11 protein-coding genes and 1 tRNA gene are annotated in these 15,253 nt (G+C 44.9%); all 12 read left to right on the top strand.

All coding sequences use genetic code 11. From position 1 onward, the window contains the following. The first annotated feature begins 113 nt into the window (after window positions 1-113). Window positions 114-190: transfer RNA gene (locus QCB45_RS11370), tRNA-Trp, on the top strand. Between the two features lie 60 nt (window positions 191-250). Further along, window positions 251-634 (top strand): preprotein translocase subunit SecE, encoded by a 384-nt coding sequence (secE, locus tag QCB45_RS11365; protein WP_279421167.1) that lies wholly within the window; start codon window positions 251-253, stop codon window positions 632-634. 1 nt (window position 635) lies between these two features. Further along, the gene (gene nusG / locus QCB45_RS11360) at window positions 636-1,169 is read left to right on the top strand and encodes a transcription termination/antitermination protein NusG (RefSeq protein ID WP_279421166.1); all 534 of its coding nucleotides are present in this window, start codon (window positions 636-638) and stop codon (window positions 1,167-1,169) included. 61 nt (window positions 1,170-1,230) lie between these two features. Continuing rightward, complete coding sequence (rplK, locus tag QCB45_RS11355; protein WP_279421165.1) at window positions 1,231-1,659, top strand: 50S ribosomal protein L11; 429 nt, start codon at window positions 1,231-1,233, stop codon at window positions 1,657-1,659. 4 nt (window positions 1,660-1,663) lie between these two features. Continuing rightward, window positions 1,664-2,353 carry a 50S ribosomal protein L1 gene (rplA, locus tag QCB45_RS11350; RefSeq protein WP_279421164.1) on the top strand — a complete coding sequence of 230 codons (690 nt, stop codon included), beginning with the start codon at window positions 1,664-1,666 and terminating at the stop codon, window positions 2,351-2,353. A gap of 189 nt (window positions 2,354-2,542) precedes the next feature. Then, on the top strand, window positions 2,543-3,043 hold the full coding sequence (gene rplJ, locus QCB45_RS11345) for a 50S ribosomal protein L10 (protein WP_279421163.1): 501 nt from the start codon (window positions 2,543-2,545) through the stop codon (window positions 3,041-3,043). Window positions 3,044-3,088: 45 nt separating this feature from the next. After that, window positions 3,089-3,460 (top strand): 50S ribosomal protein L7/L12, encoded by a 372-nt coding sequence (gene rplL / locus QCB45_RS11340; RefSeq protein WP_279421162.1) that lies wholly within the window; start codon window positions 3,089-3,091, stop codon window positions 3,458-3,460. 196 nt (window positions 3,461-3,656) lie between these two features. Next, window positions 3,657-7,715: a DNA-directed RNA polymerase subunit beta gene (rpoB, locus tag QCB45_RS11335; protein ID WP_279421161.1), complete on the top strand. Its 4,059-nt coding sequence runs from the start codon at window positions 3,657-3,659 to the stop codon at window positions 7,713-7,715. Continuing rightward, window positions 7,716-11,936, top strand: coding sequence for a DNA-directed RNA polymerase subunit beta' (gene rpoC, locus QCB45_RS11330; protein WP_279421160.1), 4,221 nt, complete (start codon window positions 7,716-7,718; stop codon window positions 11,934-11,936). Window positions 11,937-12,070: 134 nt separating this feature from the next. Next, window positions 12,071-12,445 carry a 30S ribosomal protein S12 gene (gene rpsL, locus QCB45_RS11325; protein WP_028487292.1) on the top strand — a complete coding sequence of 125 codons (375 nt, stop codon included), beginning with the start codon at window positions 12,071-12,073 and terminating at the stop codon, window positions 12,443-12,445. A gap of 68 nt (window positions 12,446-12,513) precedes the next feature. Beyond that, the gene (gene rpsG / locus QCB45_RS11320) at window positions 12,514-12,987 is read left to right on the top strand and encodes a 30S ribosomal protein S7 (protein ID WP_279421159.1); all 474 of its coding nucleotides are present in this window, start codon (window positions 12,514-12,516) and stop codon (window positions 12,985-12,987) included. 62 nt (window positions 12,988-13,049) lie between these two features. After that, on the top strand, window positions 13,050-15,152 hold the full coding sequence (fusA, locus tag QCB45_RS11315; protein WP_279421158.1) for an elongation factor G: 2,103 nt from the start codon (window positions 13,050-13,052) through the stop codon (window positions 15,150-15,152). Window positions 15,153-15,253: the final 101 nt, after the last annotated feature.

The raw sequence follows: 15,253 nt of genomic DNA, 5'->3' as shown, positions 1-15,253 counted from the left end.
GTGAAGGTGGACGTACTGTTGGTGCGGGTGTTGTTGCTAAGATTATCGAGTAATTCGACGCTTGCAAAATAAAAAAAGGGGATGTATAATCCTCTTTTTTTTGCGGCAAATTCAGGGGTATAGCTCCAATTGGTAGAGCACCGGATTCCAAATCCGGGTGTTGGGGGTTCGAATCCCTCTACCCCTGCCATATTTCATAACGACCTGCATTTTGACGAATGCGGGTCGTTTTTAATTTAGCTAATAGGTTATGAGTAAACAAATTCAAGAACAAAAAGCATCAAACTCGCTGGATACAGTTAAGTTGTTATTGGCTGTTGCAGTGCTAGTAGGCTCGTTAGTTGGTTATTATGTATATCAAGAAGCGCATGCTGTTGTTCGTGTTTTAGGTGTCATAGCTGGCGTAGCTATCTCTGCATTTATTTTGTATCAGACGGCAATGGGTCGAAACTGGTTTAATTACCTAGGTCATGCTAAGAGGGAAGTTCGACAAGTTGTATGGCCAACTCGACAGGAAACAGTTCAGATGACGTTGATCGTATTTGTGGTCGTCATCATCATGGGTATTTTCTTCTGGTTGGTGGATATGTTCTTCTTGTGGGCAGTCCAAATATTAACAGGACAAGGTGGTTAAGATGGCAAAGAGATGGTATGTCGTTCATGCGTATTCTGGATATGAAAAGAAAGTCCAGAAGGCATTGGTTGAGTATGCTGAGCGTGCAGGATTGGTCGAGCAATTCGGTGAAATCTTAGTGCCTTCCGAAGAGGTTGTAGAAATTCGAGAAGGGAAGAAGCGTACTAGTGAACGAAAGTTTTTCCCTGGCTATGTCTTGGTACAGATGGAAATGAATGAGGATACTTGGCACTTGGTTAAAAGTGTTCCTCAGGTCATGGGCTTTATCGGTGGTACGAGTGATCGTCCGGCACCAATTACACAGAAGGAAGTGGATCGTATCCTTCAGCGTGTAGAGGCCGGTGTTGATAAGCCGCGTCCTAAAGTTATATACGAACCAGGTGAGATGGTTCGTGTTGTTGATGGTCCTTTCAAGGACTTTGAAGCCGTAGTCGAAGAGATTGATTACGAAAAGAATAAGTTGCAAGTTTCGGTATTGATTTTCGGTCGATCTACTCCAGTAGAGTTGGAGTTCGGACAGGTCGAAAAATCCTAAACAATATCGATGTTAAAACCACTGGGGAGCTGAAAAGCGTTTTACCCATAAGGAGAAAGTCATGGCTAAGAAAATTGAAGCCTATATCAAGTTGCAAGTACCTGCTGGTGCTGCAAACCCAAGTCCACCGGTTGGTCCTGCATTGGGTCAGCATGGTGTAAACATCATGGAGTTCTGTAAGGCGTTTAACGCGCAGACTCAGAGCCTTGAAGCTAAGATGCCTATTCCTGTTGTTATTACAGTTTATAGTGACCGTAGTTTCTCGTTCATTACTAAAACGCCTCCAGCATCAATTCTGTTGAAGAAAGCGGCTGGTATTAGTAGTGGTAGTGCCGTACCTAACTTGAACAAGGTTGGTACAGTTACTCGTGCGCAGTTGGAAGAGATTGCAAACACTAAAATGGCAGATTTGAATGCGAACGATTTAGATGCTGCAGTAAAGATTATTGCGGGTTCTGCTCGTAGTATGGGTCTAGTGGTAGAGGAATAATAAGATGGCAAAATTGACTAAAAAACAAAAAGTTTTTGCAGAACGCGTTGATCGCAATGCCGCTTATGACTTGGTTGAAGGTTTAAACCTTTTGAAAGAATTAGCAACTTCTAAGTTCACTGAATCTGTTGATGTTTCTGTACGTCTGGGGATTGATCCTCGTAAGTCTGACCAGGTTGTCCGTGGTGCTACTGTTATGCCTAACGGTACTGGTAAAGACGTTCGTGTTGCTGTTTTCACCGGTGAAGCAAATCAGGCAGCTGCTAAAGAAGCGGGTGCGGATTTCGTTGGTATGGAAGATTTGGCTGATGAAATCAAAAAAGGCATGATGGATTTTGACGTAGTTATCGCATCTCCAGACGCAATGCGTGTTGTTGGTATGCTAGGTCAGGTTCTTGGTCCACGTGGTTTGATGCCAAACCCTAAGACCGGTACTGTTACTCCTGATGTTGTTGGTGCGATTAAAAACGCTAAAGCCGGTCAGGTTCGTTTCCGTGCTGATAAGGCTGGTATCATCCATGCTTCAATCGGTACTGTTGCGTTTGAAGCGGATAAGCTAAAAGAAAACTTAGAAGCCTTGATGGAAGACCTTAAGAAAGCTAAGCCAGCTTCTGCAAAAGGTACTTACGTCAAGAAAGTGACTATTTCTACAACAATGGGTCCAGGCCTACTTGTAGATCAGTCATCTCTATAATAATGCCCGCATGCTTAATGCATGCGAGCATTATTTGCGAATTGGGTCTCCTTGAATCAATTGTTGATATGAGTGAGCGCCCATCGCAGACCGTGGGTGAGTGCAGAGGATGCATTCTTAATAGATTTAAGCCTACGTAGATGGAAGAGTTTGATGTAGTCGATATATATCAAACTGTTTGGAGGTTATATGGCACTCAATATCGAAGATAAAAAGCTTGTCGTTGAAGAAGTTTCTGCTGTTGTTGCAGAAGCCGGTTCAATCGTTGCAGCTGAATATCGTGGTTTGACTGTAGAGCAAATGACCGAACTTCGTGCTAAAGCACGTGAAGCCAATGTTAAGGTTCGTGTTGTAAAGAACACTTTGGCTCGTCGTGCTGTCGCAGGCACTAAATTTGAAGACATGGCCGATACTTTTGTCGGTCCGTTGGTTTTCGCTTTCTCTGGTGAAGAGTTAGGGAATGCGGCACGTGTATTCAAAGATTTTGCTAAAGACAACAATGCACTAGTTGTTAAGTCATTGTCGATTGGTGAAGGCGTATTGGACGCTTCTCAATTGAACGCTGTAGCTGCTCTGCCTACATACGACGAAGCTGTTGCTAAGCTTCTATTTGTTATGAAAGAGCCTGTTGCGAAATTGGCTCGCGCTCTTGCTGCTGTTAAAGAGCAGAAAGAAGCTGAAGCTGCTTAAGTACTAACTTAAGCACAACCCAATTAAAATTTTAGGAGATTACAAATGTCTGTATCTAAAGATGATATTCTAGAAGCCGTTGCTAATATGTCAGTAATGGAAGTTGTTGAACTAGTTTCAGCAATGGAAGAAAAATTCGGTGTTTCTGCTGCTGCTATGGTAGCTGCTGGTCCTGCTGGTGAAGCTGGTGGTGCTGCAGAAGAACAGTCTGAATTCTCTGTAATTCTTACTGGTGCTGGCGCGAACAAAGTTGCTGCAATCAAAGCAGTTCGTGGTGCAACTGGTCTTGGTCTTAAAGAAGCGAAGGAAGCTGTTGAAGGTGTTCCATTCACTCTTAAAGAAGGTGTTTCTAAGGAAGAAGCTGAAGCTTTGGCTAACGACCTTAAAGAAGCAGGTGCAGAAGTCGAAGTTAAGTAATTCTTATACTTCGCTGTCTACACAGCAAAGCGATGGCTGGCGTTTTTTAGCGCCGGCCTTTTCGCGTTTTAACAGTGTGTAAAAGTGTGCTAGTAAGTGTAGTTAGAAAACTGAAGCTGCTACTACAGTTTTATGCATTACTAAATGGTCCTCAGTGCCATTTATTTTCCTGGCAATTTTAGCGTCGAGGTAAACGATGACTTATTCTTTAACTGAAAAGAAACGTGTCCGTAAGAATTTTGCAACACGTCCATCTATTCTTGAAGTTCCTTATTTGTTATCCCTGCAGAAAGGCTCATTCCGTGAGTTTCTGCAAATGGATCAAAAACCTTTAGAAAGAGCAAACGTTGGTCTGAATGCAGCATTTACGTCTGTGTTCCCAATTCGTGGTGTGGCTGGTACGGCTGATCTTGAGTATGTCAGCTACCATATGGGGCAACCTGAATTTGATGTTAAGGAGTGTAAGCAACGTGGTGTTACTTACGCTTCTCCATTACGTGTCAAGATGCGTTTGGTCATCTATGATAAAGATGCACCTGCCGGAAAGCGTCCGGTGAAAGATGTCAAAGAACAAGAAGTTTACCTAGGCGATATTCCGTTGATGACAGAAAACGGTACATTTGTCATTAACGGAACAGAGCGAGTTATCGTGACTCAGCTTCACCGTTCACCTGGTGTTATTTTCGATAATGACAAAGGTAAGTCGCATTCTTCCGGTAAGTTGTTGTTCAATGCTCGAATCATTCCTTATCGTGGTTCATGGTTGGATTTTGAGTTTGACCATAACGATTGCCTGTTTACTCGTATTGACCGTCGTCGTAAATTGCCAGTATCGATTCTGTTGCGTGCAATGGGTTACAGTAATGAAGAAATTCTTGGCGCATTCTTCGAACATAATGAGATCAAAGTTAAGAAAGGTAAGTTCGAACTTGCTCTTAATTTGGATCAGCTAAAAGGCCAGACTGCTGTATTCGATATTGAGCATGACGGTAAGAAGATCGTTGAAACCGACAAAAAGATCACTGCTCGTACAGTCAAGCAGCTTAAGGAAGCCGGAATTGAAAAGGTAGAAGTATCTGCTGAGTACCTGTTAGGAAAAGTGCTTGCAACCGGTGTTATGGATGAGACTACCGGAGAGCTTGTTGCCCGTGCGAACGATGTATTGACTCAGGAGTTGATCGATAAGATCAGCCTGATGGATAAATATACGCTTAAGGTGCTTTATGTTGATGAGCTCGAGAACGGCCCATATATCTCCGATACACTGAATTTGGATTCAACTAACTCACAGTTGGAAGCGCAGATTGAAATTTACCGCATGATGCGTCCAGGTGAGCCACCAACAAAAGAGTCTTCTGAAGCATTGTTCAATAGCTTGTTCTTTGATGAGAGCCGTTATGATTTGTCTTCAGTAGGTCGCATGAAGTTGAACCGTCGTCTTGGCCGTAAGTCAAACGAAGGTGTGGGCGTTCTTGAGAAAGAAGATATCATTGACGTTATCCGTGAGTTGATCAATATCCGTAACGGTTTAAGCACCGTTGATGATATTGATACGCTTGGTAACCGCCGTATCCGTGCGGTTGGTGAAATGGCGGAAAACGCATTCCGCGTTGGTTTGGTTCGTGTTGAACGTGCTGTTAAAGAGCGTTTGAACCAGGCAGAATCCGATGGCCTTATGCCTCAGGATCTGATCAATGCCAAACCTGTTTCAGCAGCAATCAAAGAATTTTTCGGTTCCAGCCAGTTGTCACAGTTCATGGATCAGGTAAACCCATTGTCGGAAGTCACGCATAAGCGTCGTGTTTCTGCATTGGGGCCAGGCGGTCTGACACGTGAACGTGCCGGGTTTGAAGTTCGTGACGTTCATCCAACCCACTATGGTCGTGTATGTCCGATCGAAACGCCTGAAGGTCCAAACATCGGTTTGATCAACACTTTGGCGATTTATGCCAAAACGAATGAGTACGGATTCCTTGAGACTCCTTACCGCAAGGTTGTTGATGGTCAGGTTACCGACGAAGTTGAATACGTGTCTGCGATCGATGAAGCGCAATACGTAATTGCACAGGCGAGTGCTAAGTTGGATGCTAAGAACAACTTGATGGATGATCTTGTTACCGCAAGACATAAGAACGAAACCATCCTTGCGTCTTCAAAAGATGTTGACTATATGGACGTTTCTTCACAGCAGATCGTATCTGTTGCTGCATCATTGATTCCTTTCCTTGAGCACGATGATGCTAACCGTGCTTTGATGGGATCGAACATGCAGCGTCAAGCTGTCCCGACACTTCGTGCAGACAAGCCTTTGGTTGGTACCGGTATTGAGAAGACTGTTGCGATCGACTCTGGGGTTACGGTTGTTGCCGAGCGTGGCGGTGAAGTTGTTTCTGCCGATGCGGCGCGTATCGTGGTTCGTGTCAATGCAGACGAAATCAAAGAAGGCGAAACAGGGGTTGATATCTACAACCTGGTCAAGTACCAGCGTTCTAACCAGAACACCTGTATCAACCAGAAGCCGATTGTAAAAGCGGGTGATATGGTCGCTCGTGGTGATGTAATGGCAGACGGTCCTTCGACTGACTTGGGTGAATTGGCACTTGGTCAGAACATGCGTATCGCGTTCATGCCATGGAACGGTTACAACTTTGAGGATTCCATCCTTGTATCTGAGCGCGTCGTTCAAGAAGATCGTTATACGACGATCCACATCGAGGAATTGACTTGTTTGGCTCGTGATACGAAGCTAGGGCCTGAAGAGATTACAGCGGATATCCCTAACGTAGGTGAAGCTGCATTAGCTCGTTTGGATGAGTGCGGTATCGTTTACGTCGGTGCTGAAGTCAAGCAGGGTGATATTCTGGTCGGTAAGGTTACGCCAAAAGGTGAAACCCAGTTAACTCCTGAAGAGAAACTATTGCGTGCAATCTTCGGTGAGAAAGCTTCTGACGTTAAAGATACTTCTTTGCGTGTAAGTAAAGGGGTTGAAGGTACGGTTATCGATGTTCAGGTCTTCACCCGTGAAGGAGTTCAGAAAGATGCGCGTGCTCTTGCGATTCAGGAAGAGGAATTGTCTCGTATCCGTAAGGATATCGATGAACAGTACACTATTCTTAAAGAAGATACTTTAGATCGTATCGCTGTCATGCTTGATGGTAAGAAGTTGGTTGACGGAACTAAGATCAACGAAGCTTTCCTTGCTGGTGTTGAGCGCGAGAAGTGGTTTGCATTGAATGTTGACGACGCTGAAATCAGCCGTCAGCTTGAAGCATTAGAAACTCAGTTGAAGCAGAAGCGCCTAGAGTTGAACGATGCTTACGAAGAGAAGCGTAAGAAATTGAGTCAGGGTGATGATTTGGCGCCTGGTGTTTCGAAAATGGTTAAGGTGTACGTCGCAATCAAGCGTCGTATCCAGCCGGGTGATAAGATGGCCGGTCGTCACGGTAACAAGGGTGTTATCTCCCGTATTTGTCCGGTTGAAGATATGCCGTTTGATGAAACGGGCCGTCCTGTCGATATCTGTTTGAACCCACTAGGTGTACCGTCGCGTATGAACGTAGGTCAGATTCTTGAAACACATCTCGGTCTAGCAGCCGAAGGTTTGGGAACTAAGATCAACGCAATGCTTCAGCAGCAGGCTGATATTGCGGAAGTACGTGGCTTCCTGGCTAAAATTTATAATGAAACTCAAGGTCAATCAGTCGATCTTGATAGCTTCAGCGATGCTGAAGTTATTGAGTTGGCGAATAACTTGAGAAAAGGTGTGCCTTTGGCGACACCAGTATTTGACGGTGCATCCGAAGGTCAGATCAAAGCATTATTGCGTTTGGCAGATTTACCGGAATCCGGTCAGATGAAGTTGTTCGACGGTTTGACGGGTGAAGAGTTTGACCGTCCTGTTACCGTTGGTTACATGTATTACTTGAAGTTGAACCACTTGGTTGACGATAAGATGCATGCACGTTCAACCGGTCCTTATAGTTTGGTTACCCAGCAGCCGTTAGGTGGTAAGGCCCAATTCGGTGGTCAACGTTTCGGTGAGATGGAGGTGTGGGCACTTGAAGCTTACGGTGCCGCATTCACGTTGCAGGAAATGTTGACGGTCAAGTCGGATGACTTGAATGGTCGTACCAGAATGTATAAGAACATTGTGGACGGTAATGAATATATGGAACCAGGTATGCCTGAATCATTTAGCGTACTACGCAAAGAGATTCGCGCTTTAGGTATTGATATTGAGTTGGAGCAAGACTAAATGAAAGATTTACTCGGTTTTCTAAAAAAACAAAACGTATCTAGTGATTTTGATGCGATTAAAGTGTCGCTTGCTTCACCGGAAAAAATCCGTTCTTGGTCTTTTGGTGAGGTCAAAAAACCAGAGACCATTAACTACCGTACCTTCAAGCCTGAGCGTGATGGTCTTTTCTGTGCAAAAATCTTCGGTCCTATCCGTGATTACGAATGTTTGTGTGGAAAGTACAAGCGTCTTAAGCACCGCGGTGTAATCTGTGAGAAGTGTGGTGTTGAAGTCACGCAATCAAAAGTACGTCGTGAGCGTATGGGTCATATTGATCTCGCGACTTCCGTTGCACATATTTGGTTCTTGAAATCTCTTCCTTCACGTATCGGTTTGATGCTTGATATGACATTGAAAGAGATTGAAGCGGTACTTTATTTTGAAGCGTTCATGGTTGTAGACCCTGGTCTGACTCCATTGGAACCATGGCAGCTGCTTTCTGAAGAAGAATATCTTGACGCACTAGATGAGTACGGCGATGAGTTCGAAGCGCAAATGGGTGCAGAAGCGATCAAGAAGATGTTGCAGGCCATTGATTTGAATGGTGAAGCAGTACGCCTGCGTGAAGAGATAGAAAGTACAAACTCTGAAACCAAACAGAAGAAAATTTCTAAGCGTTTGAAGTTGATTGAATCTTTCGTTAATTCAGGCAACAGACCGGAGTGGATGATTCTTGATGTACTTCCTGTGTTGCCACCGGAATTGCGTCCATTGGTACCACTTGATGGTGGCCGTTTTGCAACTTCCGATCTTAACGATCTTTACCGCCGTGTTATTAACCGTAACAACCGTTTGAAGCGCCTGTTGGATCTGATGGCGCCAGACATTATCGTTCGTAACGAAAAGCGTATGCTTCAAGAGGCGGTAGACTCGCTTCTTGATAATGGTCGTCGCGGTCGTGCCGTAACTGGCACCAACAAACGTCAGTTGAAATCTTTGGCTGACATGATCAAAGGTAAGCAAGGCCGTTTCCGTCAAAACTTGCTTGGTAAGCGAGTGGATTACTCGGGTCGTTCCGTTATCGTTGTTGGCCCTACGCTAAGACTGCACCAGTGTGGTCTGCCTAAGAAGATGGCATTGGAATTGTTCAAGCCATTCATCTTCAGTAAGTTGCAGAAGCGTGGTATGTCTCCGACAATCAAGGCGGCCAAGAAGATGGTTGAGCAGGGATTGCCGGAAGTATGGGACGTTCTTGATGAAGTAATCCGTGAGCATCCGGTTCTATTGAACCGTGCTCCGACGCTTCACCGTCTTGGTATCCAGGCATTCGAACCTGTATTGATCGAAGGTAAGGCGATCAACTTGCATCCGTTGGTTTGTTCGGCATTCAACGCCGACTTCGATGGTGACCAGATGGCGGTACACGTACCTTTGTCTTTGGAAGCACAGTTGGAAGCACGTTCTTTGATGATGTCTACAAACAACTTATTGTCACCTGCGAACGGTGATCCGATTATCGTTCCTTCTCAGGACGTTGTACTTGGTTTGTATTACATCACGCGTGAAAGCATCAATGCCACAGGAGAAGGTAAAGCGTTCTCGAACTGGCGTGAAGTTGAACGTGCGTTGCAATCTAAAGTCGTGCACTTGCACACTAAGATTAAATTGAAAGTAGAAGAAACGGTTATTGATGAGAGTGGTACAGAGAGCGTAAGTTCGCGTATCGTCGATACGACAGCGGGTCGCGCACTATTGTGCAGAATCCTGCCTAAGGGCTTGAGTTTCGACTTGTTGAACGTTTCTTTGACTAAGAAGAATATCAGTTCAGTCTTGAATACTTGTTACCGTGTCTTGGGTCCAAAAGAGACTGTTATCTTTGCTGACCAGTTAATGTATGCTGGTTTCAAGTGGTCTACCTTGGCGGGTCTGTCTTTCTGTTCAGATGACATGCTGATTCCCGAAAGCAAGGCGGATATTATTGATCGCGCTGAAAGTCAGGTTGCCGAAATCCAAGGACAGTTCTCACAAGGTCTTGTAACTGATGGTGAGCGTTATAACAAAGTTATCGATATTTGGTCGCATACCAATGAATTGGTCACCAAGTCGATGATGGATGAGCTTCAGTTTGAAAACGTTACCGATAAAGACGGTAATGAAGTTCAACAGACATCATTCAACTCTGTCTACATGATGGCGGACTCCGGGGCTCGTGGTTCCGTAGCGCAGATGCGTCAGCTTGGTGGTATGCGTGGTTTGATGGCGAAACCTGATGGATCGATCATCGAAACGCCGATTACGGCAAACTTCCGTGAAGGTTTGAACGTACTTCAGTACTTCATTTCGACACACGGTGCTCGTAAAGGTTTGGCCGATACTGCATTGAAGACGGCTAACTCGGGTTATCTGACAAGACGTCTGGTTGATGTGGCACAGGATGTTGTTGTAACCGAAAATGACTGTGGTACCGACGCCGGGATCAAGATGACGGCCCATGTTGAAGGTGGTGATGTTGTTGAGACATTGAAAGACCGCGTTTTGGGACGTATTTCCAGTGCAGATGTCGTTGCAGCGGATGGTTCGGTGCTGATTCCGACCGGAACCTTGCTTGATGAAAGATTGGTTAATATCATTGATGAAAACGGGGTTGACCACGTTTATGTTCGTTCGCCAATGACTTGTGAAACTCGCTTTGGTATCTGTCAGCAATGTTACGGACGTGATTTGGCAAGAGGTCACTTGGTTAACATGGGTGAGGCCGTCGGTGTTATGGCTGCCCAGTCAATCGGTGAGCCTGGTACTCAGTTGACAATGCGTACATTCCACATTGGTGGTACGGCTTCTGGTTCTTCTGCTCAAAGCCAGATTGAAGTTAAGCACAGTGGTACTGTTAAGTGGTATAACCTGAAAACCATCAAAAACTCAGACGGTCAAATCGTTGTTACCTCACGATCAGGTGAGGTTTCATTGGCTGATGAGTCTGGGCGTGAGAAAGAGCGTTATAAGATCACTTATGGTGCGATCCTATCTGTAGAAGATGGCGGACAAGTCTCTTCTGGAGATATTATCGCTCAGTGGGATCCACATACTCACCCAGTTATCACTGAGGTTGAAGGTAAGGTTCAATTTGGTAACTTTGAAGGTACCGTTGAAGAAAATGTTGATGAGCTGACTGGTTTGACAACTCACGTTGTTAAAGATGCAAAAGAGCGTACTAGTGCGGTGAAAGAAGCACGACCATACATCACTTTGGTCGATGAGTCAGGCGTTGCCGTTAATTTCCCTGGTACTCAGACACCTGCTATCTACTACTTGCCTGAAAACTCAATCGTAGTTGTACAGGAAGCGGATAAAGCTGGTGCCGGTGACGTTCTTGCACGTATTCCACAAGCGAGTTCAAAAACCAAAGATATCACGGGTGGTCTACCTCGAGTCGCCGATCTTTTCGAAGCACGTCAGCCGAAAGAGCCATCTATTATGGCGGAAGTTGCAGGTGTTGTCGGTTTCGGTAAAGAGACAAAAGGCAAGCAGCGTTTGATCATCACACAGGATAGCGGCGAGCAGTACGAAACATTGATTCCTAAGTGGCGTACGGTTTCCGTTTTTGAAGGTGAGCGAGTTGAGAGAGGGGATATTGTGGTCGAGGGTAATCCTAATCCACATGATATTCTTCGTCTTCTTGGTATCGAGCGCTTGGCTGAATACATCGTTGATGAGGTTCAAGATGTTTACCGTCTTCAGGGTGTAAAAATCAATGATAAGCACATTGAGACGATCGTTCGTCAGATGTTGAGAAAAGTTGAGGTTAAGACATCTGGTGATACTGGCTTGATCAAAGGTGAGCAGACTGAGTACTCACGTGTTATTGAGTTAAACGAGCAGGCTCGTTCAGAAGGTAAAGTTGAAGCATCTTTTGAGCGCGTGCTTCTTGGTATTACCAAAGCGTCTTTGGCTACTGAATCGTTTATTTCTGCGGCTTCCTTCCAGGAGACTACACGTGTTCTGACAGAAGCGGCGGTAAGCGGTAAGCGTGACAAGCTGATTGGTTTGAAAGAAAACGTAATTGTCGGCCGACTGATTCCTGCCGGAACCGGTTTTGCTTATCATCAGGCGCGTAAGGCGGCTAACGACGCTGTAATGGACGAGTTGCAAGCCTTTATGAAGCCTGAAGAAACAGAAGTGGTCGAAGTTTCGGCTGAGTCTGAAGAAGTAGAAGTTGAAAATGTAGAAGGTGAAATCTAATTCAAATAATTTCAAGCATTTATGCTTGACTTATTTGAAATAGGTCACTAAAATTTTCAATCCTTATTTGCGGTCTATATTGGCCGCAGATTCGTTTATGTGTAAGAGTTAATCTCAAATTTGGAGAAAATTGAATGGCTACAATTAACCAGTTGGTGCGTAAGCCGCGTAAAGATAAGCGTAAGGTATCTAATGTTGCTGCGTTGCAGGCTTGTCCTCAGCGTCGTGGTGTATGTACGCGTGTTTATACAACAACCCCTAAGAAGCCAAACTCTGCTCTGCGTAAAGTTGCGCGTGTACGTTTAACGAATGGTTATGAAGTTTCTTCCTACATTGGTGGTGAAGGACATAACTTGCAGGAACACTCGGTTATCCTTATCCGTGGTGGTCGTGTAAAAGACTTGCCTGGTGTACGTTATCATACGGTCCGTGGTGCATTGGATTGCGCCGGCGTTGATGGACGTAAACAAGGTCGTTCTAAGTACGGTGCGAAGCGTCCTAAGGGTTAATTCGTTAAGAATTCCTTAGACATACGATTTGCAATATTAGTGTTACATTTATACCGGAAGAGTTAAGAATGGCTAGAAGAAGAGAAATTCCAAAAAGACAGGTACTACCTGATCCTAAGTTTGGTGACACAACTTTAACAAAGTTTGTCAATATGATTATGGTTAGCGGTAAGAAGTCCGTTGCCGAAAAGATTGTTTATGATGCTTTAGACGTAGTTGTTGAGCGCAAAAAAGGCGGCGAGCATGTTGCCCTTTTGAAAGAAGCTCTTGATAACGTAGGTCCTATGGTTGAGGTTAAGTCCCGTCGTGTTGGTGGTGCAACTTACCAGGTGCCAGTTGAAGTTAGACCAGAGCGTAAGATGGCGTTGGCTATGCGTTGGTTGGTTGAAGCCTCAAGAAAGCGTAGTGAAAAAGGCATGATGTTGAGATTGGCTGGCGAGTTATCTGACGCGCTTGAAAATCGTGGCTCAGCCATCAAGAAAAAAGAAGATACCCATCGAATGGCAGAAGCCAACAAGGCATTCTCACATTTCCGTTGGTAATCTGATTGAGGCCCGGTTTAGGGCCTTTATTGTTTTGGAATTTAATTAAAAGGTTTATTAACGTGGCACGTAAAACCCCAATTGAAAGATACCGTAACATTGGTATTATGGCGCACATTGATGCGGGTAAAACCACTACTACAGAGCGTATTCTTTATTACACTGGTGTATCTCACAAAATCGGTGAGGTACATGACGGTGGTGCAACAATGGACTGGATGGAACAGGAGCAGGAACGTGGTATCACCATTACTTCTGCTGCTACAACTACTCACTGGAGTGGTATGGGTCGTCAGTTCCCAGAGCACCGCATTAACATCATCGATACTCCGGGTCACGTTGACTTCACAATCGAAGTTGAACGTTCTTTGCGAGTACTGGATGGTGCCGTAACTTGTTTTTGTTCAGTAAGTGGTGTTGAGCCTCAGTCTGAAACTGTATGGCGTCAGGCTGATAAGTATGGCGTGCCACGTATGGGCTTTGTAAACAAAATGGACCGTGCGGGAGCTAACTTCCTGAACGTTAACCAGATGGTAATCGATCGTCTAGGTGCGCAACCGGTTCCAATGCAGTTGCCAATAGGTGCTGAGGAAACATTCCGAGGTGTTGTCGACTTGGTTAAGATGCAAGCTATCTACTGGGAAGAAGAGAACATGGGTATGGAATATCGTTATGAAGATATTCCTGAAGACATGGTCGATCTTTGTCAGGAATGGCGTGAGAAGATGGTTGAATCTGCAGCTGAGGCTTCTGAAGAGTTGATGGATAAATACCTTGAAGAAGGTGATTTGACTGAAGAAGAAATCAAAGCGGGTATCCGTAAGCGTTGTATCGATGTTGAAATCGTACCTATGTTCTGTGGTTCTGCCTTTAAGAACAAAGGTGTTCAGGCGCTATTGGATGCGGTAATCGAATACATGCCAGCTCCTGTTGATGTTCCTGCGATTCAAGGTGAACTTGAAGATGGTTCTAAAGCAGAGCGTCCTTCTTCTGATGATGCGCCTTTCGCGTCGCTTGCGTTCAAGATCATGACTGACCCTTATGTTGGTACTTTGACCTTCTTCCGTGTTTATTCAGGTGTTCTGAATGCAGGTAGCCCTGTATATAACTCGGTTAAAGAGAAGCGTGAACGTGTCGGTCGTCTATTGCAGATGCACTCGAACTCTCGTGAAGAGATCAAAGAAGTACGTGCCGGTGATATCGCGTGTGCGGTAGGTCTTAAAGATACTACTACAGGTGATACATTGTGTGATCCTGATAACAGAATCGTTCTTGAACGTATGGATTTCCCTGAGCCGGTAATTTCGATCGCGATCGAGCCTAAGACTAAGGCTGACCAAGAGAAGATGGGTATTGCACTTCAGAAATTGGCTGCGGAAGATCCTTCTTTCCGTGTTCACTCTGATGAAGAAACAAACCAAACAATCATCTCTGGTATGGGTGAGCTTCACTTGGATATCATCGTTGACCGTATGAAGCGTGAGTTCAACGTTGAAGCGAATATCGGTGCACCTCAAGTTTCTTACCGTGAAACAATTAAGTCTGCCGTTGAGTGCGAAGGTAAATTCGTTCGTCAGTCTGGTGGTCGTGGTCAGTATGGTCACGTTGTATTCAAGATCAAACCGCGTGAAGCAGGTGAAGGTTTTGAATTCATCAACAGCATCGTTGGTGGTGCGGTTCCGCGTGAATACATCGGTGCGGTAGAAAAAGGTGCTCAGGCTCAGTTGGAAAACGGTGTTATCGCCGGATTCCCAATGGTTGATGTTAGTGTTGAGTTGATCGATGGTTCATACCACGATGTTGACTCGAACGAAATGGCGTTCTCCGTTGCAGCTGGTATGGGTGTCAAGAACGGTGTTGTACAGGCTAACCCGGTTATCCTTGAGCCGATCATGGCGGTAGAAGTAACTACTCCTGAAGAGTATATGGGTGATATCATCGGTGACCTTAACCGTCGTCGTGGTATGGTTGAAAGCATGGATGATATTCCTACTGGTAAGTCGATTAAAGCTGAAGTACCATTGTCGGAAATGTTTGGTTATTCAAACCAGATGCGTTCATTGACTCAAGGTCGTGCTAACTACAGCATGGAATTCAAGAAGTACATGGATGCACCTAAGAATATCCAGGATGAAATCATCGCAAGTGCTCAGAAAGGCGCTTAATTCTTTTTGATTAAATTTTACGGCCCGCTTTATGTGGGCCTTTGCTAAAAATAGGTATTTTGAAATGGCAAAAGAAAAGTTTGAAAGAACGAAACCGCACG

The sequence above is a fragment of the Thiomicrorhabdus sp. ZW0627 genome (assembly GCF_029767005.1).
GTDB lineage: Bacteria > Pseudomonadota > Gammaproteobacteria > Thiomicrospirales > Thiomicrospiraceae > Thiomicrorhabdus.
The sequence above is the reverse complement of the archived record's forward strand: the minus strand, read 5'-3'. Positions and strand labels throughout refer to the sequence as shown.

Bases quoted from the DNA above. Each gene is read 5' to 3' on its own strand.
- rpsG (WP_279421159.1), top strand. From the start codon at position 12,514: ATGGCTAGAAGAAGAGAAATTCCAAAAAGACAGGTACTACCTGATCCT.
- rpoC (WP_279421160.1), top strand. From the start codon at position 7,716: ATGAAAGATTTACTCGGTTTTCTAAAAAAACAAAACGTATCTAGTGAT.
- rplL (WP_279421162.1), top strand. From the start codon at position 3,089: ATGTCTGTATCTAAAGATGATATTCTAGAAGCCGTTGCTAATATGTCA.
- nusG (WP_279421166.1), top strand. From the start codon at position 636: ATGGCAAAGAGATGGTATGTCGTTCATGCGTATTCTGGATATGAAAAG.
- rplK (WP_279421165.1), top strand. From the start codon at position 1,231: ATGGCTAAGAAAATTGAAGCCTATATCAAGTTGCAAGTACCTGCTGGT.
- rplA (WP_279421164.1), top strand. From the start codon at position 1,664: ATGGCAAAATTGACTAAAAAACAAAAAGTTTTTGCAGAACGCGTTGAT.
- rpsL (WP_028487292.1), top strand. From the start codon at position 12,071: ATGGCTACAATTAACCAGTTGGTGCGTAAGCCGCGTAAAGATAAGCGT.
- secE (WP_279421167.1), top strand. From the start codon at position 251: ATGAGTAAACAAATTCAAGAACAAAAAGCATCAAACTCGCTGGATACA.
- rpoB (WP_279421161.1), top strand. From the start codon at position 3,657: ATGACTTATTCTTTAACTGAAAAGAAACGTGTCCGTAAGAATTTTGCA.
- rplJ (WP_279421163.1), top strand. From the start codon at position 2,543: ATGGCACTCAATATCGAAGATAAAAAGCTTGTCGTTGAAGAAGTTTCT.